This window comes from Brachybacterium paraconglomeratum, assembly GCF_039541415.1.
Lineage (GTDB): Bacteria > Actinomycetota > Actinomycetes > Actinomycetales > Dermabacteraceae > Brachybacterium > Brachybacterium paraconglomeratum_A.
In genome coordinates, this window is the sequence record NZ_BAABGE010000002.1 from 807,828 (window position 1) to 833,960 (window position 26,133).

At 70.7% G+C, this 26,133-nt stretch carries 25 protein-coding genes; 7 read left to right on the top strand and 18 right to left on the bottom strand.

The genetic code is table 11. The features are described 5' to 3' along the window. The first annotated feature begins 127 nt into the window (after positions 1–127). Positions 128–664: a peptidylprolyl isomerase gene (locus ABD893_RS03525; RefSeq protein WP_345076155.1), complete on the top strand. Its 537-nt coding sequence runs from the start codon at positions 128–130 to the stop codon at positions 662–664. A 4-nt stretch (positions 665–668) separates the two neighbouring features. Beyond that, positions 669–1,157 (top strand): lipoprotein LpqH, encoded by a 489-nt coding sequence (locus ABD893_RS03530; protein ID WP_345076156.1) that lies wholly within the window; start codon positions 669–671, stop codon positions 1,155–1,157. A gap of 43 nt (positions 1,158–1,200) precedes the next feature. Here the strand turns inward: ABD893_RS03530 and ABD893_RS03535 are convergent, their stop codons facing one another. Together ABD893_RS03535 and ABD893_RS03540 are read right to left on the bottom strand one after the other, a co-directional pair. Beyond that, positions 1,201–2,004 carry a VIT1/CCC1 transporter family protein gene (locus ABD893_RS03535; protein WP_345076157.1) on the bottom strand — a complete coding sequence of 268 codons (804 nt, stop codon included), beginning with the start codon at positions 2,002–2,004 and terminating at the stop codon, positions 1,201–1,203. 112 nt (positions 2,005–2,116) lie between these two features. Beyond that, entirely contained in the window at positions 2,117–4,309 is a 2,193-nt protein-coding gene (locus ABD893_RS03540) for an MMPL family transporter (RefSeq protein ID WP_345076158.1), read from the bottom strand. Positions 4,310–4,457: 148 nt separating this feature from the next. Here ABD893_RS03540 and ABD893_RS03545 point away from each other — a divergent pair, with 148 nt between their 5' ends. Both ABD893_RS03545 and ABD893_RS03550 read left to right on the top strand, forming a co-directional pair. After that, positions 4,458–5,612, top strand: a complete 1,155-nt coding sequence (locus tag ABD893_RS03545; protein ID WP_345076159.1) for a DNA glycosylase AlkZ-like family protein — start codon at positions 4,458–4,460, stop codon at positions 5,610–5,612. Between the two features lie 76 nt (positions 5,613–5,688). Continuing rightward, a complete protein-coding gene (locus ABD893_RS03550; RefSeq protein ID WP_345076160.1) occupies positions 5,689–6,606 on the top strand; it encodes a rhomboid family intramembrane serine protease in 918 nt (305 codons plus the stop codon). Between the two features lie 848 nt (positions 6,607–7,454). On the opposite strand, the gene ABD893_RS03555 is transcribed toward ABD893_RS03550, so the two are convergent. Beyond that, entirely contained in the window at positions 7,455–8,084 is a 630-nt protein-coding gene (locus tag ABD893_RS03555) for a pyroglutamyl-peptidase I (RefSeq protein WP_345076161.1), read from the bottom strand. A gap of 134 nt (positions 8,085–8,218) precedes the next feature. On the opposite strand from ABD893_RS03555, the gene ABD893_RS03560 reads away from it, so the two are divergent. After that, positions 8,219–8,884, top strand: coding sequence for a GNAT family N-acetyltransferase (locus tag ABD893_RS03560; RefSeq protein WP_345076162.1), 666 nt, complete (start codon positions 8,219–8,221; stop codon positions 8,882–8,884). Between the two features lie 46 nt (positions 8,885–8,930). Here the strand turns inward: ABD893_RS03560 and ABD893_RS03565 are convergent, their stop codons facing one another. The 5 genes from ABD893_RS03565 to ABD893_RS03585 all read right to left on the bottom strand — a co-directional run bounded on the left by ABD893_RS03565 (position 8,931) and on the right by ABD893_RS03585 (position 15,363). Then, positions 8,931–10,757 (bottom strand): ABC transporter ATP-binding protein, encoded by a 1,827-nt coding sequence (locus ABD893_RS03565; RefSeq protein ID WP_425548330.1) that lies wholly within the window; start codon positions 10,755–10,757, stop codon positions 8,931–8,933. Next, positions 10,754–12,580 carry an ABC transporter ATP-binding protein gene (locus ABD893_RS03570; protein WP_345076163.1) on the bottom strand — a complete coding sequence of 609 codons (1,827 nt, stop codon included), beginning with the start codon at positions 12,578–12,580 and terminating at the stop codon, positions 10,754–10,756. The genes ABD893_RS03565 and ABD893_RS03570 overlap by 4 nt, the downstream gene beginning before the upstream one ends. A gap of 442 nt (positions 12,581–13,022) precedes the next feature. Continuing rightward, positions 13,023–13,382, bottom strand: coding sequence for a hypothetical protein (locus ABD893_RS03575; RefSeq protein WP_345076164.1), 360 nt, complete (start codon positions 13,380–13,382; stop codon positions 13,023–13,025). A 69-nt stretch (positions 13,383–13,451) separates the two neighbouring features. Then, entirely contained in the window at positions 13,452–13,838 is a 387-nt protein-coding gene (locus ABD893_RS03580) for a hypothetical protein (RefSeq protein WP_345076165.1), read from the bottom strand. Positions 13,839–13,920: 82 nt separating this feature from the next. Then, the gene (locus ABD893_RS03585; RefSeq protein ID WP_345076166.1) at positions 13,921–15,363 is read right to left on the bottom strand and encodes an alpha-amylase family glycosyl hydrolase; all 1,443 of its coding nucleotides are present in this window, start codon (positions 15,361–15,363) and stop codon (positions 13,921–13,923) included. Positions 15,364–15,449: 86 nt separating this feature from the next. Here ABD893_RS03585 and ABD893_RS03590 point away from each other — a divergent pair, with 86 nt between their 5' ends. Beyond that, positions 15,450–16,235 (top strand): alpha/beta hydrolase, encoded by a 786-nt coding sequence (locus ABD893_RS03590; protein ID WP_345076167.1) that lies wholly within the window; start codon positions 15,450–15,452, stop codon positions 16,233–16,235. A gap of 9 nt (positions 16,236–16,244) precedes the next feature. Here the strand turns inward: ABD893_RS03590 and ABD893_RS03595 are convergent, their stop codons facing one another. Genes ABD893_RS03595 through ABD893_RS03605 form a run of 3 tightly spaced genes read right to left on the bottom strand, consistent with a single transcriptional unit; the run spans position 16,245 to position 18,162 of the window. After that, positions 16,245–16,613, bottom strand: a complete 369-nt coding sequence (locus ABD893_RS03595) for a hypothetical protein (protein WP_345076168.1) — start codon at positions 16,611–16,613, stop codon at positions 16,245–16,247. Next, positions 16,613–17,812, bottom strand: coding sequence for a serine hydrolase domain-containing protein (locus tag ABD893_RS03600; protein ID WP_345076169.1), 1,200 nt, complete (start codon positions 17,810–17,812; stop codon positions 16,613–16,615). The genes ABD893_RS03595 and ABD893_RS03600 overlap by 1 nt, the downstream gene beginning before the upstream one ends. Positions 17,813–17,814: 2 nt before the next feature. Beyond that, complete coding sequence (locus ABD893_RS03605) at positions 17,815–18,162, bottom strand: ArsR/SmtB family transcription factor (protein ID WP_345076170.1); 348 nt, start codon at positions 18,160–18,162, stop codon at positions 17,815–17,817. Positions 18,163–18,531: 369 nt separating this feature from the next. On the opposite strand from ABD893_RS03605, the gene ABD893_RS03610 reads away from it, so the two are divergent. Continuing rightward, positions 18,532–18,816 carry a YciI family protein gene (locus tag ABD893_RS03610; RefSeq protein WP_345076171.1) on the top strand — a complete coding sequence of 95 codons (285 nt, stop codon included), beginning with the start codon at positions 18,532–18,534 and terminating at the stop codon, positions 18,814–18,816. Position 18,817: 1 nt separating this feature from the next. On the opposite strand, the gene ABD893_RS03615 is transcribed toward ABD893_RS03610, so the two are convergent. The 7 genes from ABD893_RS03615 to ABD893_RS03645 form a co-directional block, all read right to left on the bottom strand. Then, positions 18,818–19,252, bottom strand: a complete 435-nt coding sequence (locus tag ABD893_RS03615) for a hypothetical protein (RefSeq protein ID WP_345076172.1) — start codon at positions 19,250–19,252, stop codon at positions 18,818–18,820. A 53-nt stretch (positions 19,253–19,305) separates the two neighbouring features. Then, positions 19,306–20,220: a LysR family transcriptional regulator gene (locus ABD893_RS03620; protein WP_345076173.1), complete on the bottom strand. Its 915-nt coding sequence runs from the start codon at positions 20,218–20,220 to the stop codon at positions 19,306–19,308. 284 nt (positions 20,221–20,504) lie between these two features. After that, positions 20,505–21,884 (bottom strand): LLM class flavin-dependent oxidoreductase, encoded by a 1,380-nt coding sequence (locus tag ABD893_RS03625; RefSeq protein WP_345076174.1) that lies wholly within the window; start codon positions 21,882–21,884, stop codon positions 20,505–20,507. Further along, on the bottom strand, positions 21,881–22,876 hold the full coding sequence (locus tag ABD893_RS03630; RefSeq protein WP_345076175.1) for an LLM class flavin-dependent oxidoreductase: 996 nt from the start codon (positions 22,874–22,876) through the stop codon (positions 21,881–21,883). The genes ABD893_RS03625 and ABD893_RS03630 overlap by 4 nt, the downstream gene beginning before the upstream one ends. Next, the gene (locus ABD893_RS03635) at positions 22,873–23,922 is read right to left on the bottom strand and encodes a transporter substrate-binding domain-containing protein (RefSeq protein WP_345076176.1); all 1,050 of its coding nucleotides are present in this window, start codon (positions 23,920–23,922) and stop codon (positions 22,873–22,875) included. Before ABD893_RS03635 ends, ABD893_RS03630 begins: the two co-directional genes overlap by 4 nt. Further along, complete coding sequence (locus ABD893_RS03640) at positions 23,919–24,764, bottom strand: amino acid ABC transporter ATP-binding protein (protein ID WP_345076249.1); 846 nt, start codon at positions 24,762–24,764, stop codon at positions 23,919–23,921. Before ABD893_RS03640 ends, ABD893_RS03635 begins: the two co-directional genes overlap by 4 nt. A gap of 215 nt (positions 24,765–24,979) precedes the next feature. Then, positions 24,980–26,017: an amino acid ABC transporter permease gene (locus tag ABD893_RS03645; protein ID WP_345076177.1), complete on the bottom strand. Its 1,038-nt coding sequence runs from the start codon at positions 26,015–26,017 to the stop codon at positions 24,980–24,982. Positions 26,018–26,133: the final 116 nt, after the last annotated feature.

Consider the following 26,133-nt stretch of genomic DNA (forward strand, 5'->3'; position numbering starts at 1 on the left):
GAGTATGCACGCTCACAGCAGATGTGAAGAAGCAGGGGTGCACGGCTCCCGTCCAGTCGGTCGGGAGCCGGGGGCACCCGCGTGACCAGGCACCCGCGCGCCCGCCCCCATGTGGGAGGATGTCGCCATGTTTGCAACTCTTCACACCACGCACGGGGACATCCGCATGGAGCTGTTCCCGAACCACGCCCCCAAGACCGTCGAGAACTTCGTGGGCCTCGCAGAGGGCACCAAGGAGTTCTCCGATCCGGAGACCGGCGAGAAGGTCACCCGTCCGTTCTACGACGGCGTCATCTTCCACCGCATCATCTCCGGCTTCATGCTGCAGGGCGGCGACCCGCTGGGCACCGGCACCGGCGGTCCCGGCTACAACTTCGATGACGAGATCTCGGAGAAGAACTTCAACGAGCCCTATGTCCTCGCGATGGCCAACGCCGGCAAGCGCCGCAACGCGCTGACCGGCCAGCCCTCGGGCACCAACGGTTCGCAGTTCTTCATCACCGTCGGCCCCACCCCGCACCTGCAGGGCAAGCACACCGTCTTCGGACAGGTCGCCGACGAGGACTCCAAGAAGGTCGTCGACGCGATCGAGGGCGTCAAGACCGATATGCGCGACCGTCCCCTCGAGGACGTCGTCATCAACTCGGTGACCATCGAGAAGTGATCTGATGGGCGCTCTGCAGCGCTCGCTCACCCTCAGCGCCGTCGGCGTCGTCGCAGTCCTGGCCCTGGCCGGATGCGGCGGCGTCGGCGGCGTTCGTGATGGGTCCGACGGGTCGAGCGGCGGGACGTGGGAGGCGACGCTCGGTGGGCATGCGATCGAGCTCGAGGATGATGACGTGGTCTGCGAGCAGGCCGAGGACAGCATGCATCTGCGGATCGGGGACATCGACCCGGCCAATCCCAGCCGCGCCACCGGGATCAGCGCGATCGTCGGCGGGCCGCCGGATGAGCCCGAGGTGCGGATCGTGCACATCTCGCTCCCGGACGGCACGACGCTGCTCTACTCCCCGGCCAGCGCCCGCGGGCCCGGCGTGCCGAAGACCGGCGCGAGCATCGACGGGGACACCTATACGATCGACGGGGCCGGCACGGTGAACGACCCCTCCGGCCGGGGCAGCACCACCGCCTTCACGATCACCGTCACCTGCGCCTGAGCCTGCCGCCCTGCAGTGTCCTGTCCAGGCCGGTGCTTCAGCCTCAACCGATCATGGTGCCCAGCGCCGCACCGATCCCGTAGGTGACCAGGAGCGCGAGCAGCCCGCCAGCGATCGTGCGGAGCGTCGCTCGGCCGGCCTGTGCCTGGCCGAGCCGCGCGCTGACCACTCCCAACAGGGCGAGGGCGAGCACGACGGCGCCCATCGTGACCGGCAGGCGCCAGAGCGCCGGGGAGGCCAGGATCGCCACCAGCGGGATCACGCCGCCGATCGCGAAGGAGACGAGCGACGTGATCGCGGCGCCCCAGGGGGAGACCACCGCGTCGCCCTCCACCCCGTGACGGAACCGGGTGTGGGCGTCCAGGGCGTCGTGCCGCTCGAGCGAATCGGCGACGGACTCCACCACGTCGTTCGGGATCCCGCTCTCGGACAGGGCGTCGACCAGGAGGTCGTGCTCACGCTCGGGCTGCGCGGCCAGATCCTCACGGGTGCGGGAGATGAGCGCATTGTCGGTGTCGCGCTGGGTGGAGACAGAGACGTACTCGCCCATCGCCATCGACAGGGCGCCGGCGACCAGTGCGGCGAGACCGGAGATCAGCAGCCAGGTGATGTCCGCGGTGGCGCCGGCGACACCCACGGCGAGGCCGGCGACGGAGACGATGCCGTCATTCGCGCCGAGGACTCCCGCGCGCAGCCGGTTCACCTGCTCCGAGCGGGCGGTGCGCTGCTGCTCGTGCGCCGAGGGGGCGCGGCCGGCGTCTGCGGGTGCGGCAGGTGCTGCGGGCGCGGAAGCGTGCGGGGGTGCCTGCGGAGGCGTGGTCTGCGAAGGCGAGTCGATGAGCGTCATGACCTCATGCTAATTGTTTGGACTCAGTCCAATCAAGCAAGGTAAGGCTACGCTGACCTGCAGGAATGTAAGCCTTAGCTAAGTCAGATAGGTGCTTTCGTCGGCCCGTAAATCAGCCGACGGGGCGGGTGGGCCACCACATGCGGTCCCCGACCAGGGCGAACAGCGCCGGCACCAGTACGGTGCGCACCAGCAGGGTGTCCAGCAGCACGCCGAGGCCCACGATCAGTCCCAGCTGGCCGAGCACCACCAGCGGCAGCACCCCGAGCGCTGCGAACACCGCCGCGAGCACCACGCCCGCGCTGGTGATGACCACCCCGGTGGAGCCGACGGCCCGCACCATGCCCTGCGTGGTGCCGTGCGTCGCGGCCTCCAGCCGGGCGCGGTGGACCAGGAAGATCGTGTAGTCCACGCCGAGCGCCACCAGGAACAGGAAGGCCAGCAGCGGCACTGTCACGTCCAGCGCCGGGATGTCCAGCAGCAGCCGGCCGGCCCACAGGCCCAGTCCGATCGCGGCGACGGCGCTGGCGACGTTCACGGTCAGCAGCACCAGCGGCGCGACGACCGCCCGCAGCAGCACCATCAGGACCAGCAGCACCACGGCGAGGATCATCGGGGCCACCACCAGCAGGTCGCGGGTGGAGTCGGTGCGCACATCCATGGCGCTCGCCGTGGTGCCGCCCACCAGGGCGTCGGCACCGGCGAGGGAGTGCAACGAGTTGCGGAGCCCCTCGGCCTCGTCGATCGCGGCCGGGGATTCCGGCTGCGCGGTGCCGACGGCGGAGAGCACGGCCCAACCCTCTGGCGTGGTGCCGCTGAGCGAGGCGCGGTCGATGCCGGGCACGGACTCGGCAGTCTCGATCGCCGTCTCCGCTGCGGCCTCGCGCACCACGATCTGGTGCGGGGCGCTCTCCCCGGCGCCGTAGTGCTCCGCCATCACGGCGAAGCCGGTGGAGGACTCGTTCGCGGAGGCGAACTGCTCATCCTGTGCGAGGCCCACGCGGGTGCCGATCAGGCCGGTGGCCAGGACGGCCATCAGCGCCACGGAGACCACAGCGGCGATCGCCGGACGTCGGGTGACGGTGCGGGCGACCTTCGCGAACGGCACGTGCTCGGCATCGTCACGACGGACGGCCGTGCGTCGTGCGCTCTGAGTGCCCTCTGCGCCCTCGGGCTTCGGGACGAAGGGCCAGAACACCTTCCGGCCCACGACGGCCAGCAGCGCGGGGAGCGGGAACAGCACGGCGATCAGGGCGATGAGCAGGCCCGCTGCGGCGGCGATCCCCAGCCCGCGGGTGGCGGGCATGACGGCGGCCAGCAGGGTCATCAGCGCCAGCACCACGGTGATGTTCGAGGCGATGATCGCCGGGGCTGTGCGGACCCAGGCGGTGCGCAGGGCGACTCGGTGATCGGTGTGGCTGTGCAGCTCCTCGCGGTAGCGGGAGATCAGCAGCAGGGCGTAGTTGGTGCCCGCGCCGAACACGAGCACGCTGATCACGCCGGTGTCGAAGGCGAGGGAGAACTGCTCGCCGAGGGTGCTGGTCACGGCGCCGGCGGCGCCGTCGGCCAGCGCGACCACGGCGAGCGGCACCAGCCACAGCACGGGGGAGCGGTAGGTGAGCAGGAGCAGCACGGCGACCACGGCGATGGTCACCGCGAGCAGCGTGAAGTTCGCCCCGGCGAAGGCGCCGCGGATGTCGGAGCCGACGGCGGGTCCGCCGGTGACGGAGACGCTCAGCTCCGCGGGGACGGCGTCCTCGGCCGCGGCGCGGAGGTCCCCGATCATCGCGTCGATCGTCTCCTTGTCGGCCTGGGAGTCGACGGTCGTCATGACCAGGTCCGCCTCACCGTCCTCGGCCGGCATGGGCCCGATCGCCTCGCGTCCGGAGACCTCGGCGAGGTCGGTGCGCAGGGTCTCGACGGCGGCGGCGTCCTCGGTGGTCAGGGCCGTGCCGTCAGCCCGGGTGACCACGGCGAACACCGGCTGGTAGCGGCTGCCCTCCATGGTCTCGGCGATCGCCGCGGCGCGCGAGGACTCGGAGCTCTCCGGCAGCGCGTCCATCCCCGCGGCCGGACCGGCGCCGCGCATCCCGCCCATCACGGCCAGCAGCAGCACCACGAAGACGGCGAGCACCGCCCAGGCGGAACGACGACCGGTCAGCAGGGAGGAGATCCGGGCGGCGACGCGGCCACCGCGGCCGGCGGGTGCGCCGGATACAGCTGCGGAGTCGGCTGCGGCCGCCGGAACGGTCGCGGCAGGGTCGCCGACCCGATGCCGGTGCGGGAATGAGGTGGGAGCGGGCACTGAGGTTCCTTCGAGAGAAGACCGCTGGTGGCGGCCATGTGATGGTCCCGGGTGGGTTGCTCTCCACGCTATGGAGCATGCCGCGCGAGGGGATCAACCATTCGATGGATCCCCGGCTCCACCCGGCAGCGGCCGTTACGCTCGCGCTATGACGCAGCGACACCTCGCCGGAGCCCGGATCCTCGCCCAGGGCCTGGTCGGATCTCTTCGCTGGGAGGGTCCCGTGGAGGTGGCCCGCGACTTCGGCGCCCACCAGGGCCAGGACCTCGCCGGGGTGATCGCTTCCCTCGCCCTGCGCACCGACGGCGACCTCGCCGGGGTGCTCGCCGCCTTCGACCGGGGCGAGATCGTGCGCGGCTATCCGATGCGCGGCACCGTCTTCGCCGTCGCCGCCGATTCCCTGGCCTGGCTCACCGAGCTCTGCGCGGCCGGCCCTCTGCGAGCGGCGATCTCCCGCCGCGGGCAGCTCGAGCTCGAGGAGCACCACCTCGAACGGGCCCAGGCGGTGCTCGAGGAGATCGCCGAGGAGCATTCCACGCCGGGCATCGGTCGCGGGGTGCTGCGCAGGGAGCTGCTGGAAGCGTGGGAGGCTGCTGGGATCAGCACCGGCCAGGGGCGCGGCTATCACCTGCTCAGCGAGCTGATCTCCTTCGGGATCGCGGCCTATGGGCCCTGGCGGGAGGGGGAGACGGCTGTGGTGCTCGCGAGGTCCTGGCTGCCTGCGGGCACCGACCTGGAGGGAGCCTTCAACGGCGAGGAGGCAGCTGCCGTCGCCGAGCTCGCCCGGCGCTACTTCCTCACCCACGGGCCCGCGGGGGAGCGGGACTTCGCGTGGTGGTCGAAGCTGCCGCTGGGGAAGATCCGCGCAGCGATGCCGTTGCTCGGCGAGCATCTCGAGAGCGGGTACGCGGACCGGGACGGGCGCCTGCACGCCACATCCGACGGCGCCCGCGGGGGCGACGGCGAGACGCTGTGGTGGCGTCCGGGCCTGGCCGAGGAGTACGCCGCTGCGGAGAAGGAGACCATGCGGGAGCTGCTGCTGCCCGGCTTCGACGAGCTCGTGCTCGGCTACCGCGACCGCCTCTTCCTCATGGACCAGGAGCGTCACCACGCCCTGGTGCCCGGCAACAACGGGGTGTTCAAGCGAGCTGCCGTGCGCCGCGGCGAGGTGGTGGGCGTCTGGTCCCGCAAGGGAGCGGCCGGGAAGCGGAAGCTCGTCCTGGACGAGCAGCGACCCCTCAGCGACCCACAGCGCGGCCGCTTCGAGAAGCTCTTCGCCGCCTTCCCCTACACGACTGCCTGACCGCCGGGCTGGCCGAGACGGGATCGTGAGCGGTTCACTCGGCCGCACTCCAGGTGGGCGTGATGGAATGGCCCCCATGGAACGACCCAGCTACGGCTACAGCGCCGAGGACACTCCGGACCCGCAGGCCCAGCCGGTCTGTCCCCGCCACCCCGACCGGGTGAGCTACGTGCGCTGCAAGCGCTGCGAGCGCCCGGCCTGCCCGGACTGCCAGCGACCCACCCCGGTGGGCGTGCTCTGCGTGGACTGCGAGCGCGAGCTGTCCCGCGAGCAGGCCTCGACCCGCCCCCGCAACGCGATGGGCGGAGGCATGGGGAACCGGCCCCCGTACGTCACCTACACGCTGATCGGCCTGAACGTGCTGGTCTACCTCGGGCAGATGCTCGCCCCGCAGATCGTGGAGCAGCTGGGGATCTTCGCCCCCTTCCGCGCGGTCTTCATGCCGTGGACCTTCTTCACCGCGGGCTTCCTGCACGGCGGCATCCTGCACCTGGCGCTGAACATGTACGCGCTGTGGATCGTGGGACAGTACCTCGAGCGGACCCTCGGCCTCGTCCGCTTCTCCGCGGTCTACCTGGTCTCGGTGCTCGGCGGGCACACCGCCGTCTACCTGCTCGCCGACCCGCTCGGCCAGGCCTGGTACACCGGCACCCTCGGGGCCAGCGGCGGCGTGTTCGGCCTGTTCGCGGCGATGTTCATCGTCAACCGTCGGATGGGCAGGCAATCGGCGCAGATCCTGGTGCTGATCGCCCTGAACCTCGTCATCACCTTCACCATCCCCAACATCTCCTGGCAGGGGCACCTGGGCGGTCTGGTGCTCGGCGCCGCGGTCACCGCAGGAATGTTCGCGCTGCGCCCCAAGGCGACGCCCGGAGCGGACCGCCAGGCTCTGGCCCGCCATTCCGCGCTGGTGCACTCGGCAGTGGTCGCTGCCGCGACGGTGCTGTGCGTGGTGCTGATCGTCGTGAAGACGCTGACGGTGATGTCGCTCTGAGGTGAAGCGCCCGGCAGGGGCACGGAGCTGAGGACGACGACGGGCTGGAGCGGCGAAGGAGCTGCTCCGGCCGTTTCGCATGTGCGCTCAGCCCCGTTGACCCGTTGACCCGTTGACCCGTTGACCCGTCAGCCCCATCAGCCCCATCAGCTCCGTCGGCCCGTCATCCCCGTCAGGCCCGTCGGTCGGTCGGCCCGTCATCCCCGTCGGCCCCGGCAACCTGCCGACTCCGGCGGCGCCGGTGCTTCGATCCGGACAGCATCGCTCGATCGAGACGCAGTATCACGGATCAAGCCGTCGCGAGACTCCGTCGATGAACTACAGCAGTGTGGTTTTCCCCAGATGTGGACGGAGATGGGGATAACTCTGCGGACGACTGGGGATTACTGGAGCTTGCTGTGGATAACCGTCCTTCGGGTGTGGACGGCCGGTGGGGACAGCGCAGGATCGTCCAGACTTTCCCACATGGTGGCCGTCGCCGCCAAGAGCCTGCAGCCTGCAGAAACGTCTCTTGAGGCGAAGAGAGTGTGTCATCCCATATTTCCTGCTGACTCCTTGACCTGCAGGAATGGTGGGAAATCTGCGCTGTGCGGGAGCTCCTCGAACGCGAGGGTGGAGGGCGTTCCCGAGTCGCTCGGCGCGACGCGACACGCCCGGCACGTCTCGCGTACCTGCGGAACTACATGTCTGTCATTCGTCCACGCCTGTGGAAAACGTTGTGGATAACCCTTTGGGGAGGACGCAGCGGAGGCCTTTTCCCACAATCGCTCGGGCCTGGCACGGAGTTGTGCACACTCCAGGCACGGGTTTGCTCCCCAGTCTCCGCCTGCCTTGACAGGCCGTCGGGTTCAGTGCTCGGCGCCGCCCGTGAGGCGGTCGTCGACATCCGTACGCAGTGCGACCCCGACCATCCGTGTGAGTGCCCGCGCCGTGCTGGGAGCGTCGAGCACATCGACTGCCGGGACATGGATGAAGCCGCCTCGGGTCTCTGCAAGCTCCGGGTCGGTCGCGAGCAGATGCTGGAGCGCGTAGAAGACGTCATTGCACACGTAGGTGCCGGCCGTCTGCGAGACCGATCCCGGGATGCCGGCGGTCGCGAGGGCCGCGACAAGCGCCTTGATCGGCAGTGTGGAGAAGTACCCGACCGGTCCTCCTGCCACCACCGGCTCGTCCACCGGGCTCGCTCCGGCGTTGTCCGGGATCCGGGCATCGCGCACGTTGACCGCGACCCGTTCCGGGGTGATGCCGCTGCGCCCCGCGGCGAGGCCGACGGCGATCGCCAGCGACGGGCGATGCTCGCGCACCGCCGCGGCGAGCAGCTCGCCCGCGCGGCCGAACTCGACCGGGAGCTCGAGGGTCTCCACCGTGAGGCCGCTCGAGCGCAGCTGCGGTGCGGCCAGGCGCACCGCTTCCCAGGACTCGTTCACCGCCGCACCGCCGAAGGGGGCGAAACCGGTCAGCAGCGCATCGATGGTCATGGGGACAGCCTAGGGAGCCTACGGAGTACGGAGTACGGGGTACGGAGCACGGGGTACGGGGTGCGGGTGCGAGCGCGGAGGCTGCTGACGAAAAGTCGGAGGCCAGCTCGCTGCGGGGCCCCTATCCTGTGCCGATGACGGACTTCCCGGACTTCCCCGATCTCACGGCCCTCCATCCGCCCTTCGGCCTCGTGCTGCGCGCCGGCGATCTCACCCTGCGCCCGCTCGCCGATGCGGACCTGCCGGAATACGCCGCACTGCTGCGTCGGCCGATCTTCGAGGATCCGAACTCGCCGGCGATGTTCTGGTGGTACCAGGAGCAGCCCGAGGTGCGTGTGCGGAACGCGCTGAGCTTCCAGTGGCGGCTGCGCAGCGGCATCTCGCCCGAGGGCTGGACCCTGCCGCTCGGGATCTGGGCCGGTGGCCGACTGATCGGCTGCCAGGACGTCTCGGCGGTGCGCTTCGCCGAGCGGCGCACCGTCACCTCCGGCTCCTGGCTCACGCTCGATGCCCACGGCAATGGCTACGGCACGCTGATGCGCCAGGCGATGCTGGTCCTCGCCTTCGACCACCTCGGGGCGACGCGCGCGGAGTCCTCCGCCGCGGTCGGGAACGACGCCTCCTTCGGCGTCTCCCGCGCCTGCGGGTACGTCGACAACGGCACCCAGATGCCCACCCTCCCCGGCCGGGTCGTGCTCGAGCAGCGGTTCCTGGTGACTCCCGAGTCCTTCCGTCGACCGAGCGTGCCGGTTCAGGTCGAGGGCGTGGGCGAACCGCTGCGGGCGATGCTCGGGGCGTGAGGTCGCGGCGGCCATCCCCGGGGACGGCGACCGCGACTCACGAAGCTCACATCGAGTCCTGCCACGCCTGGTAGAGCGCGGCGAAGCGGCCGCCCGCGGCGACCAGCTCGGTCGGGGAGCCGTCCTCGACGACCTCACCGCCGTGCACCACCAGCACCCGGTCCGCGATCATCACGGTGGTCAGGCGGTGGGCGATGATCAGCGAGGTGCGATGCCCGAGCAGCTTCGTCAGCCCCTCCTGCACCATCCGCTCCGAGGGGATGTCCAGCGAGCTGGTGGCCTCATCGAGGATCAGCACCCGCGGATCGGCGAGGAAGGCGCGGGCGAAGGAGATCAGCTGCCGCTGACCTGCGCTGACCCGGCCGCCGCGCTTGTTCACGTCGGTGTCGTAGCCGTAGGGGAGGGACTCGATGAAGGAGTCCGCGCCGATCGCCCGGGCGGCCGCCTCGATCTCCTCCCGGCTCGCGCCGGGCTTGCCGAGCGCGATGTTGTCCGCGACGGTGCCGGAGAACAGGTACGCCTCTTGGGTGACCATCACGATGTTACGGGTCAGATCCGCCATGGAGATGTCCCGCAGGTCCACCCCGTCCAGGCGCACGCTGCCGTCGGTCGCGTCGTAGAAGCGGGAGATGAGCTTCGCGACGGTGGACTTGCCGGCGCCGGTCTGGCCCACCAGGGCGACCGTCTGCCCAGCGGGGATGTGCAGGTCCATCGGCTGCAGGACCAGCGGGCCATCCTCGCTGTACCGGAAGGAGACGTCCTCGAAGTCCACCTGGCCGCTCGCGGCGAGCAGCGGGGTGGGGGTCTCGGACTCCTTCACGTGGGGCTGCACCGCGAGGAGGTTCGCGATCTTCTCGAGCGCGGCCACCGCAGACTGGAAGGCGTTGTAGAAGTTCGCGATCTCGTCCACCGGCTGGAAGAAGCGCCGTGAGTACAGCACCAGCGCCACCAGCACACCCACCTGCAGATCGTCGGACATCACCCGGAATCCACCCACCACCAGCACCGCGGCGATGGTCACATTGGCGAGCACGCGCAGGGCGGGCTGGTAGATGCCGAACACGTTGATCGAGCGCATCGAGGCGTCACGGTAGTCCTGGGCGAGGGTGTCGAACTCAGCCTGGTTGCGCTCCTCCTTGCGGAAGGCCTTGACGGCGCGAATCCCGGCCATCGCCTCGACGAAGTGCACGATCAGCCGCGCCGAATGGGTGCGGATCGCCCGGTACTCGATGCGGGAGCGCTTCTGGAACCAGATCGTCAGCAGCACGCAGGGGATCAGCATCAGCAGCATCACTAGGCCGGTCACCGGGTCCATGGTCACGATCAGCACGATCGTGAACACCATCGACAACGAGGCGCCCACCATGACGTTCACGCCGGAGTCGAGCAGCTCGCGCAGCGCCTCCATGTCGGAGGTCTGGCGGGAGACGATCCGGCCCGAGGTGTAGGACTCGTGGAACTCGAGGTCCTGCTTCTGGGTGAAGCGGAAGACCTTCCGGCGCAGCGCGAGCAGCATCTTCTGGCCGACGACGACGGACTGGCGCACGTACCCGTAGGTGAGCACGCCGCCCACGATCGCGGCGCCGACGGCCAGCGCCGCGGCCTGGAACGCGGGGCCGGAGTCCCCGGCCACCAGGGATGGCAGGCCGTGGTCGATGCCCCAGGCGATGATCGCTGGGCCGGCCACCACGGCGAGCTGCGCGAAGACGACCATGATGGCCATCCCCACGAACTGGCCCTTGACGGGGGAGATCAGCTCGCCGAGCAGGGCGAAGGAGCGCTTCCGCGAAGCGGTGTTCTCGGCGTCGTTGAAGGTCTGGTGCTCGGGGTCGTTCTGGTCCGGGCGCTGGTTCTTCATTGCGGGGGCGCTCATCGGCCCTCCTCCTGGATCGCGCGGAGCTCGAGCTCGCCGGTGAGGGTCTCGATGTCCTGGTCGCGGCGGCGTTCCTCGGCCTGGTTGGCGATCACCCAGCGGTAGCGGGCGGAAGTGGCCATCAGCTCGTGATGGGTGCCGACGGCGACCACCCGGCCGCCGTCGAGCAGGGCGACCCTGTCCGCAAGGGCCACGGTCGAGCTGCGGTGGGCGACGATCAGCGTGGTGGTTCCGCTGAGCACCTCTCGCAGGCGCTCGGTGACGGTCTCCTCCGTCTTGGTGTCCAGAGCGGAGAGCGGATCATCCAGCAGCAGCACGGCGGGGCGGGCGGCGATCGCACGGGCCAGGGCCAGGCGCTGGCGCTGGCCGCCGGAGAGGCTCATGCCCTCTTCGCCGATGCGGGTGTCCACGCCCTCGGGCAGCTCGTACGCATAGGTGGCATCCGCGGTGCGCAGAGCGAGGTGGAGCAGGTCCTCGGCCTGTTCTGCGGTGAGCGACTGATCTGCGCCGAGCAGCACGTTCTCGCGCACCGAGTCGGAGAACAGGGTGGCGTCCTCGAAGGCGACTGCGGTGAGGGTGCGCAGGCTGATCAGGTCCAGCTCGCGGATGTCGATGCCGTCGATCGTGATGGCGCCGGCGGTGACGTCATACAAGCGCGGCACCAGCTGCAGCAGGGTGGACTTTCCGCTGCCGGTCACGCCCACCAGGGCCATCGTCTCGCCCGGGCGGATCTGGAGATCCACTCCGTTGATCACGTCGGACATGTGGTCCGGGGCGTCTTCGTAGCGGAAGTGGACACCCTCGAAGCGCACCGTGCCGGTGGCGGCGGCGGGGTCGATGCGCTTCGGAGAGGCGGGGGAGGTGATGGCCTCGGCGGAGTCCATCACCTCGTAGTGGCGGTCCAGGGCGGTGGTCGCGTTGACCGCCTGGCCCAGCAGCATGCCGAGCATCCGCACCGGGCCCACCACCAGGGTGGCGGTCGCGAAGTAGGAGGCCAGCTGGCCGGTGGAGATCGAGCCCGAGGCCGTCAGGTGCAGGCCCACCAGCAGGGCCACGCCGAGGGCGAGCTCCGGCAGCATGAACATGAACATGTCGAAGCGGGCGATCGCGGTCGCCTTGAGCACCTCGGTGCGGCGCAGCTCCTCGGCCTGCTCGGTGAAGCCCTCGAGGGCCGTGGGGCCGCGGCCGAAGGCCTTGAGCACGCGGATGCCCTGCACGGACTGCTCGATGGTGGTGGCGAGGTCACCGTTCTGATCCTGAGAGAGGCGGGAGAGGACGGAGTAGGAGCGGTTGAAGCGGTACGCGATCACCGTCACCGGCACCGCGGCGCAGAAGAAGATCAGCGCGAGGATCGGAGAGGAGCGCACCAGCAGGCCCATGCCCACCACGACGGTGACCATGCTGGTCACGGCCATGATCATGCCGAAGGCGATCCAGCGGCGGATCTGGTTGATGTCGCTGAGCATGCGCGAGAGCAGCTGGCCGGAGCCCCATCCGTCATGGAAGGTGACCGGCAGGTTCTGGACCTTGCGGTAGAAATCCACCCGGATCTGCTTCTCGACGGTGGTCGAGGGGGCGACCGCGAAGGTGCGGCGCATCCAGATCAGGGAGGCTTCGACGATGCCGAGGGCCAGCACGATCGCGCCACCGGTCCAGATGACGGCGGAGGTCGCGTCGGCGCCGAGCCGATTGACGATGTACTCGAGGACCTGGGGGATCATGAGCGCCACGATTGACGCGGTCATGGCGCTGAGCAGGCCCAGATAGAGGCGGAAGCGGATCGGACGGACCGTCTGCCAGAGACGGCGCATGGTGCCGAGCATGGGGGAGAGAACCTCGGGGGATCGTGAGGGCCCGACGTTCGGACCGAAGGCTTAGCTTAGTCAACTATCTCAACGATAGAAACCTGTTAAGCGCATTCCTCTGAAGCGCGACCGAAGCCGTGACCGATTCTGTTCCCGCATCGCGAGCCTCCCATCAGCTCGCCCAGCCCTCATCCTGAGTCGGGCATCAGCTCCCCCCCCCAAACCCCGCCCCGAACCTGGCATCCCCTCTCAGCTGTCGCCACAAGGGTGGTCGGACGACAGCTCAGAGGGGATGGATGCGCGAGCGGTGAGCCATCCCCTCTGAGCTGTCGTTCGCGGGGCGGCGCAACGACAGTTGGGAGGGGATCGGCGGGGCGGGGCGGGGCGGGGCGGGGGAAGCTTGGGCTTGGGCTTGGGCTTGGGCTTGGGCCTGGGCCTGGGCCTGGGCTTGGGCGCGAGCTCAGGCGTCGGCGTCAGGCGCGGCGGGGAGCCATCCGCTGTACGCGGCGTCGGAGAGCAGTACGGCGGCACCGGCGGCTGCGGCGGTGACGGTGAGCACCGCCGGCCACGGGCCGATCTTCTTGGCCAGCGGGTGGGAGAGCCCGAAGCCGACCACGTAGGTCGCGCCGAGCACAGCGGTGGTGGCGGGGCCGCGACGGGCCAGCCAGGTACGCCCGGCGTAGAGCCCGGCGGCGGCGAGCACCACGCCGCCCAGGGGACGGATCCCGGTCTCGCGGGCGGTCAGCCAGCCTCCGACCAGCCCGAGGGCGACGACGGGGGCGGTGTTCACGGACTCGGCGGGCTTGATCGCGATGCTCATGGGACGAGCCTACGACGGAGGGGTGCGTGGCCGCGGAGGCGCTGCTTCGGGGTGGGGTGAGGCGGTCGCCTACTTCCGTCGAGACGACAGCGCGAACCCGCCCACACCGGCAACGATCGTGGGGGCCGCGAGCAAGGTGATCCCCGTCGACCGCGCGCTCCGGAACGACTCGCAGGACTGCCCGATCAGGAGCTCATTGCCGCTCCCCGTGGGGCCGCTGACCGCTCCGGCCTCTTCGCCGTCCACGGTATCGATGACGTCGTAGATGACGTGGGAGTTCAATCCTTCGGCCACAGATCCACACTTGATCTCCGCGATCACCGCCGTGAAATGCTCCGAATCGATGCGTTCCTCCAGCATGACCCGTGTCGTGCCTCCCGTGACGAACAGGGCCAGCGCCCACCCGAACAGGACGAACGACACGACGAGCAGGAGTATGCGACCGGCGATGATCATGTCCGAATCGTAGGTTACGGGCAGGCCGACGGTTCACCGTCCGGTGTGTCCGGCCCGTCATCGACGGGGTAGCGGCCCCATATCACCGCACCACGGCGATGCCGTGTGCGGGCACCACGCCGGGTGCCGCCGGGCCGACGCCGTCGAGCATGTCCGCGCCGCTGACCACCTCGAGCACCTCGCCTGGCGCGGGTCGGTCCTCGTCCCCGAGATTCAGCACCAGGGTGAGTGGCGAGGGCGGCACCCCGTCAGCGCTGTCCCCCTCCCCGGGCGTGAGCACGATCTGCACCCAGGTGTTCTCGAGCGAGTCCTCCTCCACGCGCACCGACGCGGTCACGAGCCATGGCTCCCGGCGGCGCAGCGAGAACAGCCGGCGATGCACCTCCAGGATGCGCTCCGCGGCGTCGGGCTTCAGCAGAGTGAGGTGGTGGGGCCCGCCCGGGGCGCTGTCCGCGGCGGCGGCCGCGGCGACCACCTCCTCAGGGCTGCCGGGGAACCAGGGCCGGATCGCGTCATCCCCTCCCACCCGCTCCTCCTTGATGCCGGTGGCGCCGAACTCATCCCCGGCGTAGATCGTCGGGATCCCGGGCAGCAGCGCCAGCAGCGCGAAGGCTGCGGCGAGGTCTCGCCCGTCGGTGAGCTGGGAGGCGATGCGGGTGGTGTCGTGGTTGCCCACGAAGGTCTGCGGATGCGCCCCGCCCTCGGCCTCCAGGAACTCCTGGTGGCGACCCAGGGCGTGGGCGAGCTCGAACAGGTTGTGATCGCGCAGCCCGGACCAGATCGCCTTCCACAGCTCGTACTGGGTGATCGAATCCGCAGTGGACGCGGCGGCGAAGGCCGGATAGTCGCCGTGGATGACCTCGCCGAGGATCCACGCTTCGGGATGCGCGGCCCGCACCCGTTCGAGGATCGGCGCCCAGGCCTCGGCCCCTGCCGCGTACATCGCGTCCAGCCGCCAGCCGTCGGCCCCGCGATCGAGCCAGAGGCCCATGATCTCCACGACGCGGTCCTGGATGACGGCGTCGGCCAGATCGATCTCGATGAGGTCCGCATTCCCCTCGAAGCCGTAGGGGCTGGTGCCGGACCAGCGGATCCGGGCGCCGTCCTCGGTGCCCGGGCCGGCGGCGATCGCCTGCCGCGCCACCGGGTGACTGTCCGAGACGTGGTTGAACACCCCATCGAGGACCACCCGGACGCCCCGGGCGTGGCAGGCGGTGATCAGGGCGTCGAAATCGTCCTCGTCGCCGAGCCGCGGGTCGAGGCGGCGATGCTCGAGGGTGTCGTAGCCGTGGGAGACGGAGTCGAAGATCGGGTTCAGCAGCAGCACGTTCGCACCGAGGCCCACCAGGTGGTCGAGCCAGCCGTCCAGGCGGCGCAGACGGTGCACCACGTTCTCCCCGTCGGCCCCGCCGTAGCCCTCGCCGCCGAGGTCTGTGCGCACGCGCGGTGCGCCGCAGAAGCCCAGCGGGTAGACCTGCCAGCAGATGGCATCGCGGATCCAGGACGGAGCGGGCACGGTAGTCATGGCGCCATCGTAAGCGGGCCGTCATGGGCGGGAGAGTGTTCAATGGATCCAGCACGTTGCCGGTACCGACCCAGGAGCGATCACCGATGATCCGCATGCGCACTGACTTCTTCTCCGAATCCCTCGGCATGGGCACCTCGATGGTGGTGCTGATGCCGCAGGCCGCAGCCGGTATCGGGATGGAAGGGGCCGACGGTGACGGCTCCGCGGCGGGCGCTGAGCGCGGTGTGCCGGTGCTCTACCTGCTGCACGGGCTGAGCGACGACTGCACGATCTGGGAGCGCCGCACCTCGATCGAGCGCTACGCGACCGAGAAGGGCATCGCCGTGGTGATGCCCGAAGTGCGCCGCTCCTTCTACGCCGACGAAGCGGTGGGGGAGAAGTACTGGACCTTCATCACCGAGGAGCTGCCGCAGCTGATCGCTCGCACCTTCCGCGTCTCCACCGCGCGGGAGGACACCTTCGTGGCGGGCCTGTCGATGGGCGGCTTCGGGGCCTTCAAGCTCGCGCTGAACCATCCGGAGCGGTTCGCGGCCGCGGCGAGCCTGTCCGGTGCGCTGGACCCTGCCTCGCTGAGCCTGGATCTGAACACCGGCCATCTCGCCGAGCGGATCTGGGCCGGACGCGATATCGCCGGGACCCAGGACGATCTGCTGGGCCTGCTCGGCGCCGCCGACCCGGCGACGCTGCCGGCCCTGTTCCTGGACTGCGGCACCGAGGATCAGCTGCTGGACCACAACCGTCGCTTCCTCGCCGCGGCCGAGGAGCACGGCGTGGACCTCACCCCCCGGCTGCGCCCCGGCGCGCACACCTGGGAGTTCTGGGACCAGGGCATCCAGGACGTGCTCGACTGGCTGCCGATCCGCAGCTGAGCGACCGGGTCAGCCTGCGGCCAGCGCGATGACCAGCAGTCCGAGGTAGAGCAGCCCTTCCGTGATGAGGTTCGAGCGGCTCGGCGCGGCAAGGGCAGTCGCCTGGCGCCGGGAGGGCTGAGCAGGCGGAGCCTGGGTGAGCAGGCGCCGACAGGCGACGACGACACCGGCGGCGAGCAGCAGCGTCAGCAGCCACGGCGCCCACCACAGCGACGCGGGCACGATCCCGATCACGCCGATGATCGCAAGGAGGCTCGCACTGCCGAGCGCCCGCTCGAGGATCCGCCACGGATGCTGGTGGTGGCGGAGCAGGGACACGAGAGAGGTCAGCAGCATCGCGGCCAGGAGCAGTCCCGCCAGCAGCGGGAGCAGGCTCATCACAGCGCCACCTGCTTGGTGAGCACGTCCATCGCGAGTGCATCGAGGCTGCGAGCGGTATCGGTGAGCAGCACGATCCCGCTCCCGGTCTCCGGTGTGAACCCCACGAACGAGGCATAGCCACCGGTCATGCCGTTGTGGAAGGTGTGCCAGGTGCCGTCGCCGAAGTCCTCCTGGAACCAGTTCATGCCGATGTTCTCGGTCTGGTCGACCCTGTGCAGGACCTCCGAGGCGGCGGCCGCGCCGGGCGCCGAGCCGTCGAGGGTGCGGGCCAGGTAGGTCGCCATGTCCTTCGCGGTGGAGCGGATGCCGCCCGCCGGAGCGCTGCCGGCCATCGTCCACGCGGCCTGCGCCAGGCCGTTCTTCCCTCGGCCCCGGGTCGCCGACTCCCGCAGGTGCTCGGGGAGGATCGGGGCGTAGGTGCCGCTCAGCTCCATCGGGTCCAGGATCCGCTCGGTGAGCAGTGAGGCATAGTCGGTCCCGGCCGCGCGGGCCAGCAGCTGGCCCTGGAGGGCGACGCCCAGGTTCGAGTAGGCGAACTCGCCCCGCCCGGTGAGGGCGCTGCCCAGGGCATCATCGATCACCTGTGCGGCATCCCGCCGCGCATACGGGTCCTTGCGCAGGAAGTTCGCGACCATCGAGCCGGGCAGCGCGGCGAGGGCCAGGCGCGGCATCCCCGAGGTGTGGGTGGCGAGCTCGGCGAGGGTGACGCCCGCGATCTCGCTGCCCGCGGCCTCCGCCCCGAGCAGTTCGGCCACGGTCGTCTCCGCGGTGACCTCGCCGCGGGTGATCGCCTCGGCGAGCAGTGCGCCGGCGAAGGTCTTGGAGATCGAGCCGATCTCGAACTCGCTGGTCTCGTCGGCCCCGAAGCCGGCGAAGCGGGGGCTGCCGCTGCCATCGAGGTAGGCGACGGCGACCCGTCGGTGGCCGCTGAGATGCGGGGCGAGGGCGCTGGTCAGCTGCTGATCTCCGATGGGGTCTCCAAGGCTCGCGGGGCGGGGGTTGGTCAGTGCCCCGAGGCCGACGAGACCGGCGACGGCCGGGATCCCTGCCGCGAGGACCGTGCGGCGGGTGACCGGGCCTGAGGGTGCCGATGCAGTGGGCGCCGGAGCGGCGGGGCCGACCGGCTCGGCGGGATCGGCAGGAGCGGTGGTCTCGGGCGCGGGGTCGTGAGGGCTGGCGGGCCGGGGGGAGTTCACGCTCAGCCCCTCTCGAGGGCGATGAGGATGGTCAGCAGGGGGATCACGCGGGGAGTGAGCAGGGCCCAGCTGCCGCGGCGGGGCGAGTGCACCCAGCCGCCTGCCTGCAGAGCGGAGAGGTGGTGGTAGGCGATGCCGGTGGAGCCCAGCTCGAGCTCCTCGACCAGCTGGGCGACGGTGTGCTCGCCGTCCAGCAGCCGACGCAGGATCGCCATCCGCAGGGGATGGCCGAGGGCGCCGACGGATTCCGCATGCTGCTGCCAGTCCGTCTCCAGCAGGTGCTCGGTGGGGCGCGCCCACTGGTACTCCAGATGTCCCGCCCCGACATCGACCGCGCCGGTCAGCAGCACCCCGCCCGGTGCGGGCAGGTGCTCCTTGAGCGAGGCGAGCGCCCAGAACGGATCCTCGGGCGCGCTGTCGCCCGCATCGCTCGCGGTGGTGCTGCGGGGCGGTGATGGAGCGTCGCTGCGTTCGCCCTCGAGCTCGGCGACCCGTGCCTCGAGGGCGGAGAGCCGCTCCAGGAGCTCGGCGGGGGCGGGGGCGACGGGAATGTCGGGCCTCCTTGCGGGTCGGGGACGAGACCCACTATATCCGTAATTACGGAAAAGGAAAGATGCGATCTCCTGGACGACCCCGCGTGACCCGCGCAGATGCGGGACGATGAACCCAGATATCTACGGGCCGCGCACCGGCGTCGGCCCCCGCCCCAGGGAGAAGCCATGGCCGCTTTCGCCGTTCAGTACACCTACATCGATGACGCCTCGCGCGTCGCGACCTTCCGCCCCGAGCATCGTGAGCACCTCTCCGAGCTGCACCGCGAAGGGACGCTGCTGCTGTCCGGCCCGCTGAGCGGCGAGCCCGGGGCGCTGCTGATCCTCCTCGCGGACTCCGCGGAGGATGCGCTCGCCAAGCTCGACGGCGACCCCTTCAAGCGCGAGCGGGTCATCGCGGACCGCAGCGTGCGCGAGTGGACCGTCGTGATCGGGCAGCTGCCCGGCGCCTGAGTCAGCGCTCGCCGACGTCCCCGCCCTCGGTCCGACGCCGCTGCTCGGCCTCCTGCAGGTCCAGCAGCATCCCGGCGGTCGCGTTCGCGATCGTCTGCTCGCCGAGCAGCACGAGCGGCAGTGCGCCCGTGCCGCCGTGCGCGGTCAGCAGCTCCTGCGCGTGCGGGTCGCGGAACACGTTCACCCAGGCCACCTCCTGGCGGGGGCCGCGGATCGCCGCTTGCAGGCGGGCCGAGAGCGGGTTGCCGGGTGCCCACAGGATGATCGCGGTGCCCGGTCCCTGCGTGCGGGCCTCGGCCAGCGGAACGTGCGGGCCGGAGCGCAGTGGGCTGGTCCAGTACGCCATGAAGACGGAGAACAGCGCGACAGCGATCGCGGCGATCCACTGGTCGGCGAGCAGCAGCAGTACCGCCAGCAGCAGGCCCCCGATGAGCATCAGGCCCGGCCGCACCCAGGCACGTGCCGGGGCACCGCCGGCCGTGCGGGCGTTCAGATCATCACCGCTGTGGACAGGCGCTCGGTGGTCTCAGCCACCAGCGCATCCCGCAGGGCGCCCACCGCCGGGATCGCGAGCGCGCCGCGACGGTTCAGCAGCCCGATCATCCGGTTGTCGAGGTTCGGGATGGCACGCACCACCAGATCGGCCGACGGTGCCGCCTCGAGGGCGGTCTCCGGCATCAGTGCGACGCCGCCGCCGTGCATGATCAGCTGCTGGACCACGATCGTGTCATCGGTGGAGTGGCGCACCTGCGGGGAGAAACCGGCGCGGCGCGCGCTGGAGATCAGGTTCGCCCGGCACCGCTCACAGCCCGCGATCCACGGATCCTTGGCCAGGTCAGCGAGGGTGAGGTCGGGATCCTCGACCCGGGGATGATCGCGCGGCAGCACCAGCATCACGCGGTCCTCCATCAGCGGGGTCCACTCCAGGGTGCCCTCATCGCCGATGTCGCTGCACGGGTAGCGGAACACCAGGGCGAGATCCAACTCGCCCTCGCGCAGGGCGATGACCGCGTCCGGCGGCTCGAGCTCGCTGAAGGTGACGTCCAGATCCGGGGCGGTCTCGGAGAGCCGCTTCAGCACCGGCGGCAGCAGCATCGCCGCGGCCGACGGAAAGGTCCCGAACTTCACCGACCCGCGGCGCAGCGCGGTGATGTCGGCGAGCTCCTCCTCGGCGGCGTGCAGCTGCGCCGCGATCGCCTCGGCATGTGCGGCGAGGCGGGTGCCGGCTTCTGTAGGCGTGATGCCGGCCGAGGAGCGCAGCAGCAGCTGGGTGCCGACTTCCTTCTCGAGCGCGGCGAGGTGCTGGGAGACGGCGGGCTGGGTCCAGCCCAGCTCACGGGCGCCGGCACCGATCGAACCGTTTCGCACGACGGTGCGGAAGATGAGCAGGCGACGAGGATCCATGGGTCCATGGTAGGCGCAGGTGGCAAGCCTGGCTTATGGGTTCGGGCACAGTGCTCGGGTCGCATGTGGCCCGCCCGCCCGTGGTTCGTCCGCCCCCTCCGTCCTCACTCTTCGGATCAGCGGGGCAAAGTAGGGGAATAGCCGGGGCCATTTGCCCCACTTTGTGACACTCGCGGGACGGGACGGGACGGGACGGGACGGGGCGGGACGGGGCGGGGACGGGGGCGCCTCGGCTCAGACCGGCGCCACGCCCGCGGCACCGGTCCGCCTCGGCCCACCCCGCCTCACACCGGCGGCAGCCCCAGGTTCTCCCGCAGCGTCGAGCCCGCATAGTCCGCCGGATACACCCCGCGCTCCTGCAGGCGCGGGATCAGGTGGTCCACGATGTCGTCCAGCCCGGAGGGGATCAGCCAGGGCGTGATGTTCAGGCCGTCGATCGCGCCGAGACGGGTGAACTCCACGAGACGGTCCGCGACGGCGTCGTAGCTGCCGGTGAAGGTGCCGCGGCGGGCGCCGGCCTTCACGCGAGCGAACTCGAGGATCGACTGGCCCTTCTGGGCGGCTTCCTCGCGCCAGGCGCGGGTGAGCTCCTCGGCCTTGGCGAACTGGAAGCCGGCGCCGCGGGTCACGCCTGACTCCACCACTTCGGGGGCCACGTCCGGCAGCGGCCCCTCGGGGTCGAAATCAGAGAGATCGCGACCCCAGTACTGCTCGAGCAGGGCGATGGCCTGCTCGGGACCGATCTGCAGGTCTCGCACCCAGCGCACCTTCTCCTCGGCCTCCGCCTCGGTGGCGGCCAGGATGATCTCCGCGCCCGGCAGGATCTTCACGCTGGCCGGATCACGGCCCGCGGCGACGGTCCGCTCCACGATCGAGCGGCGGAAGTCGACCGCTGCCTCAAGGGTGCCGTGCGGGGAGAAGATGACGTCGGCCGTGCGGGCCGCGAAGTCCTGACCGGCGGGGGAGGCGCCGGCCTGGAAGAGCACCGGGCGGCTCTGCGCAGAGTGCGGCAGGTCACCGTGGGCGCGCACCGAGTAGTGGGTGCCGTCGTGGCTGATCTGCTCGCCGCGCCAGAACTGCTCGGCGATCTCGACGAACGCCTCGGCGTGGACGTACCGGTCCTCATGGGCGAGATAGCCGCCGCGGCGGAAGTTCTCCCCGGTCCAGGCGTTGTCCGTCGTCACGACGTTCCAGCCGGCCCGGCCTCCGGAGAGCAGGTCGAGGGTCTGCAGGCGCCGGGCGAGGTCGACGGGGTCGTTGTAGGTGGTGTTCTGGGTGGCGACCAGACCGATCCGGTCCGTGACGGCGGCCAGCGCCGCGAGCAGGGTCTGGGCGTCGGGCCGCCCGGCGACATCGAGCTCGAAGGGCACGCCGCGGTGCTCGCGCAGCCGCAGCCCCTCCCCGAGGAAGAACGCCGCGAACTTGCCGCGCTCGGCAGTGCGGACCAGCGCCTCGAAGGACTCCCAGGCCACCTGGTCACCGCTCTCGGGCAGGCGCCAGATGGTCGAGGAGTTCACGCCCTGGAAGAACGCCCCGAAGGCGAGCTGCCCGGTGGGGGTGTGGTCGGGGTGGAGCGGATGCTCGGCGGGCCCGGTGGCCAGGACCGCGGCCTCGGCAGATAGCTCGGAGCTCCCGAGGAGACGGTGCGGGGCAGTGGTGCTCATACGTGGTCCTTCGTGGTCAGGCGGGCGCGGTCGGAACGGCGCGTGGGATCGGCGGTGCGGGTCGCGGCAGGCAGGCCGAGCTGGTCGCGCAGGCTCTGCCCCGTGGGTGGGGCGGCGGCGATGAGTCCGCGATCGCGCAGGGCGGCGGCGAGCTCGGTCACCGTGCCCAGCGGATCGGCGTCCAGGTCCAGGCCGACCAGGCGCACCAGGCGCACAGCGGGACCGTCCCCGTCGGTCCGTGCCTGCTTGACGGCAGCGGCCACGGCGTCCGGTCGCGCGCCGGTGGAGACGTCGAGGTCGAGCACGCGACCGTCGGCCAGCTCGGTCGCGACGCGCTCGCCGACGGTCGCGCGGTCCGCATCGGCGACCAGCACCGGGAGCAGCCCCTGCGGGGAGCGGGGGGTGATCGCCGGCCCGCGCACCGAGAAGGACTCGCCCTCGAAGTCGGCATACTGCAGCCGCGCGGCGTCCACGTACACGCCGAGATCGGTATCGCGCACCACGGCGTCCTCCGCCCAGGAGTCCCAGATCAGGCGGGCGGCCTCGAGCACGTCGGCCGCTTCCTGCGCCGTCGCCTCCGGGCCTAGCGCGGTGCGGCCGACGGCAGCTGCGGCCGCCGGATCGGTCTCTGCCGTGAGCAGCCAGCCGGCGCGGCCGTGGCTGAGGTGGTCCAGGCTCATCAGCTGCGTGGCCAGGTGGAACGGCTCCGCGTAGATGGCATCCGTGCGCGGCAGCAGCGCGATGGCGTCGGTGAGCGGGGCCAGGTAGGAGGCGACGTGGATCGGGTGGAGTCCGCCGTCGCTGAGCGTGAGCGCGCCGACGCCGGAGCGTTCCAGCTCCTGGGCCAGCTGCCCGATCCGGTCCAGCACTGACGGATCGCTGACGAGGTCCACGGCGAGCACGGGCAGGGCACCGGCCTGGGCCCCGTCGGGGCGGGCGGAATCGATGTCGGTCACAGCGTCGAGGGGGGACGGACGGGTCGTGGTGCTCACGGGTTCTCCTGAGTGTGGGCGCGGGATTCGGTGAGGGCCTCTTCGCTGAGCTGCCAGCGCTCGAGGACCTGGGCGTAGGTGCCGTCCTCGATGAGGGCGTTCAGCGCTGCGGAATAGGCCTCGACCAGGCCGCTGCCGGCGGGGAAGGTGCCCGCGACCAGCGTCTCGTCGGGCCATCCGGCGTTGATCTTGCCCTGCAGCTCCATGTCGTCGCGGCGCGAGGCGACGAAGGACAGCGAGGCGAAGGGGGAGAGGTAGCCGTCCACCCGTCCGGAGCCGACGGCCAGCAGGGTGTCGGCGTCGGTCGAGTAGTTCTTCAGCTCGGCGGGCTCCTTGCCGGCGGCCTCGAGCTCGGCGTTCCAGTCGGTGAGGATCCGCTCCTGGTTGGTCGCATTGCCCACGGCGATGATGCGGCCGCTGAGGGAGTCGGCGTCCTCCAGCCAGAAGTCCGCCCCCTTCTTCACCAGGAACGACATATATGCCGCGCGGTAGGAGGCGAAGTCGAACTTCTGCAGCCGGTCGGCGTTGATACCGATGTTGGCGTGGACCACGTCGAACTCCCCGGCCTCGAGCTTCAGCGGCCAGTTCTCCCAGGTGGTCAGTTTCAGCTCGAACTCGAGCCCGAGCTTGTCGGCGACGATCCGGGCGATGTCGATCTCGGAGCCGACGTAGGTCTGGTTGTCGTCGGCCAGGAAGGACAGCGGCGCGGCACTGGTGCCGTTGATGCCCACACGCAGCACCCCGGCCTCGGCGACCTCGGCCGGCAGCAGCGCCGCGACCGATTCGTCGGCGCTGGCGCGGATCAGCTCCTGGGTGCCGGAGGTATCGATCGCGCCGGTGCTCGCGCCGCCTCCGTCCGACGCGCCGCCGCCGGACGAGTCGGAGCCGGCAATAGCCGCGGGAGCCGGATCGGAGCATGCGGCGAGCAGGCCGACGGGCAGCAGCAGGCCGGCGGCGGCGAGGCTGCGGCGCGAGATGCGCCCGGGCAGCAGGCCGGCGGGACGGAGCCGGGAGGGGAGCGCGCGGAGGGAGAGGTCGCGGGTCATGAGTGGTCCTCGGGGGAGTGGTAGGGCGAGAAGGGAGTGGACGTGGAGGCGGCGGGAGCAGGGGAGGCGGGAGAGGGTCCGTCCTCGCCGGTCGCCACCCGTTGCAGGAAGGAGCGCGTGCGCTCATGACGGGGATGGTCGATGACCTCGGCAGGCGGGCCCTGCTCGACGATCCGGCCCTGGTCCATGAAGACCACGGTGTCGGCGACGTCGCGGGCGAAGGAGATCTCGTGGGTGACGATCACCAGCGTGGTGCCGGCCCGGGTGAGCGAGCGGATCACCGCCAGCACCTCCTCGACCAGCTCCGGGTCCAGCGCACTGGTCGGCTCATCGAACAGCAGCACCTTCGGCCGAAGCGCGAGGGCGCGGGCGATCGCGACCCGCTGCTGCTGGCCGCCGGAGAGCTGGCGCGGATAGACATCGAACTTGTCGGAGAGGCCCACCAGGGCGAGCAGCTCGCGTGCTCGGGTCTCGGCCTCGCGGCGCGGCATCCCGAGGGCCCGGCGCGGCGCCTCGGCCACATTCCCCACCGCCGTCATATGGGCGAAGAGGTTGAAGCTCTGGAACACCATGCCGATCGTGGTGCGCTGGCGCAGCACCTCCTTCTCGTGCAGCTCATGCAGCAGATCACCCTCGCGGCGGTAGCCGATCACCTCGCCATCCACGCTGATCAGGCCCTGGCTGACGGGTTCGAGATGGTTGATGGAGCGCAGCAGGGTGGACTTCCCGGAGCCCGAGGGGCCCAGGATCACGGTCACCGAGCCGGGCTCGGTGCGCAGGTCGATGCCGCGCAGCACCTCGAGGTCACCGAAGGACTTGTGCACCCCGCGGATCTCGACCAGCCCGCCCTGCTGACGGCCGGTCTGTGTGCGGCCGTCCGCGCCGTGATCCCGGACCTGCCGGGGGTGCACGCGATCGGGCGATTCTGAGCCAGATTCTGCTGATTCTTGCTCGGAATCGACCGGAATCGGGGTGGCCGCCGGGGTGGCCGCCGGGGCGGCGGCCGGACTCGCTGGACGGCGAGGGCGGGCGGGGCGGCGCAGCAGGGACTTCAGGCTCATGCGGGAGCTCCCGTCGGGGTGGGGCGGAGGCGGGCGAGGCGGGTGCGCAGCTTCTGCAGCGGGGTGGGCGGCAGGGTGCGCACGGCGCCCTTGGAGTAGTGGCGCTCGATGTAGTACTGCCCGACGGACAGCGCCGAGGTGATCACGACGTACCAGAGCGTCGCGACCAGCAGCATCGGCAGCACCTGCTGGGTGCGGCCGTAGATCAGCTGGATGGTGAAGAACAGCTCGGCATGGGCCAGCACGTAGACGATTGAGGTGCCCTTGACCAGGCCGATGATCTCGTTGAAGGCGGTGGGCAGGATCGCCCGCATCGCCTGCGGCAGCACGATCCGCAGGGAGCGGTCGCGGGCCGGGATGCCCAGCGCGCTCGCCGCTTCCAGCTGCCCCTGGTCCACCGAGAGGATGCCGCCGCGGATCAGCTCCGCCGCATAGGCCGCCTGGTGCAGGCCCAGGCCCAGCACTGCGGCGAGCATCGGGGTCATGAGGTCACTGGTGCGGGCGTCGAACAGGGTGATCTCCGTCAGCGGGATGCCGAGGGTGATGCGCTCGTAGAGGTAGCCCAGGTTGTACCAGAGCAGCAGCTGCACGAGCAGCGGCGTGGAGCGGAATATCCAGGAGAAGGTCCAGCTCACGCTCGAGATCAGTCCGGACTTCGACAGCCGCATGAGGGCGAGTGCGAGGCCCAGGCCGAAGCCCACCGCGCCGGCCATCACGGTGAGCTTCAAGGTCTCCAGCAGTCCGCGGATGATCGACTCGGCGAAGAACCACTGGGCCACCACGCCCCACTCCCAGCGCGGATTGGTCACGAAGGAGTAGAGGACCACGGCGACCAGCAAGCCGACGCCCACGGCGAGCACCACCCGACCGGGGTGTCGGGCGGGGACGACGCGCAGGCGGGAGAGGTCCTCGGGCGGGACCGGAGAGGGCGGGCAGGGCATCCCGTGAGCTCCCGTCGCCGAAGCGTGACCGGCGGCCGGGGCGGCCGGTGGCGTGCTGCGCGTGGTCTCAGGGGAGACGACGGAGGAGGTCATGAGATGCCTTCCGTGACGGAACGTGAACCAGGGAGTGGTCTGGGCTTGCAAGGCCAGACGTTATAAGGGAATCTAATGGAGATGCAAGGCGGCGGCTATGAGCCGTCATGATGTGA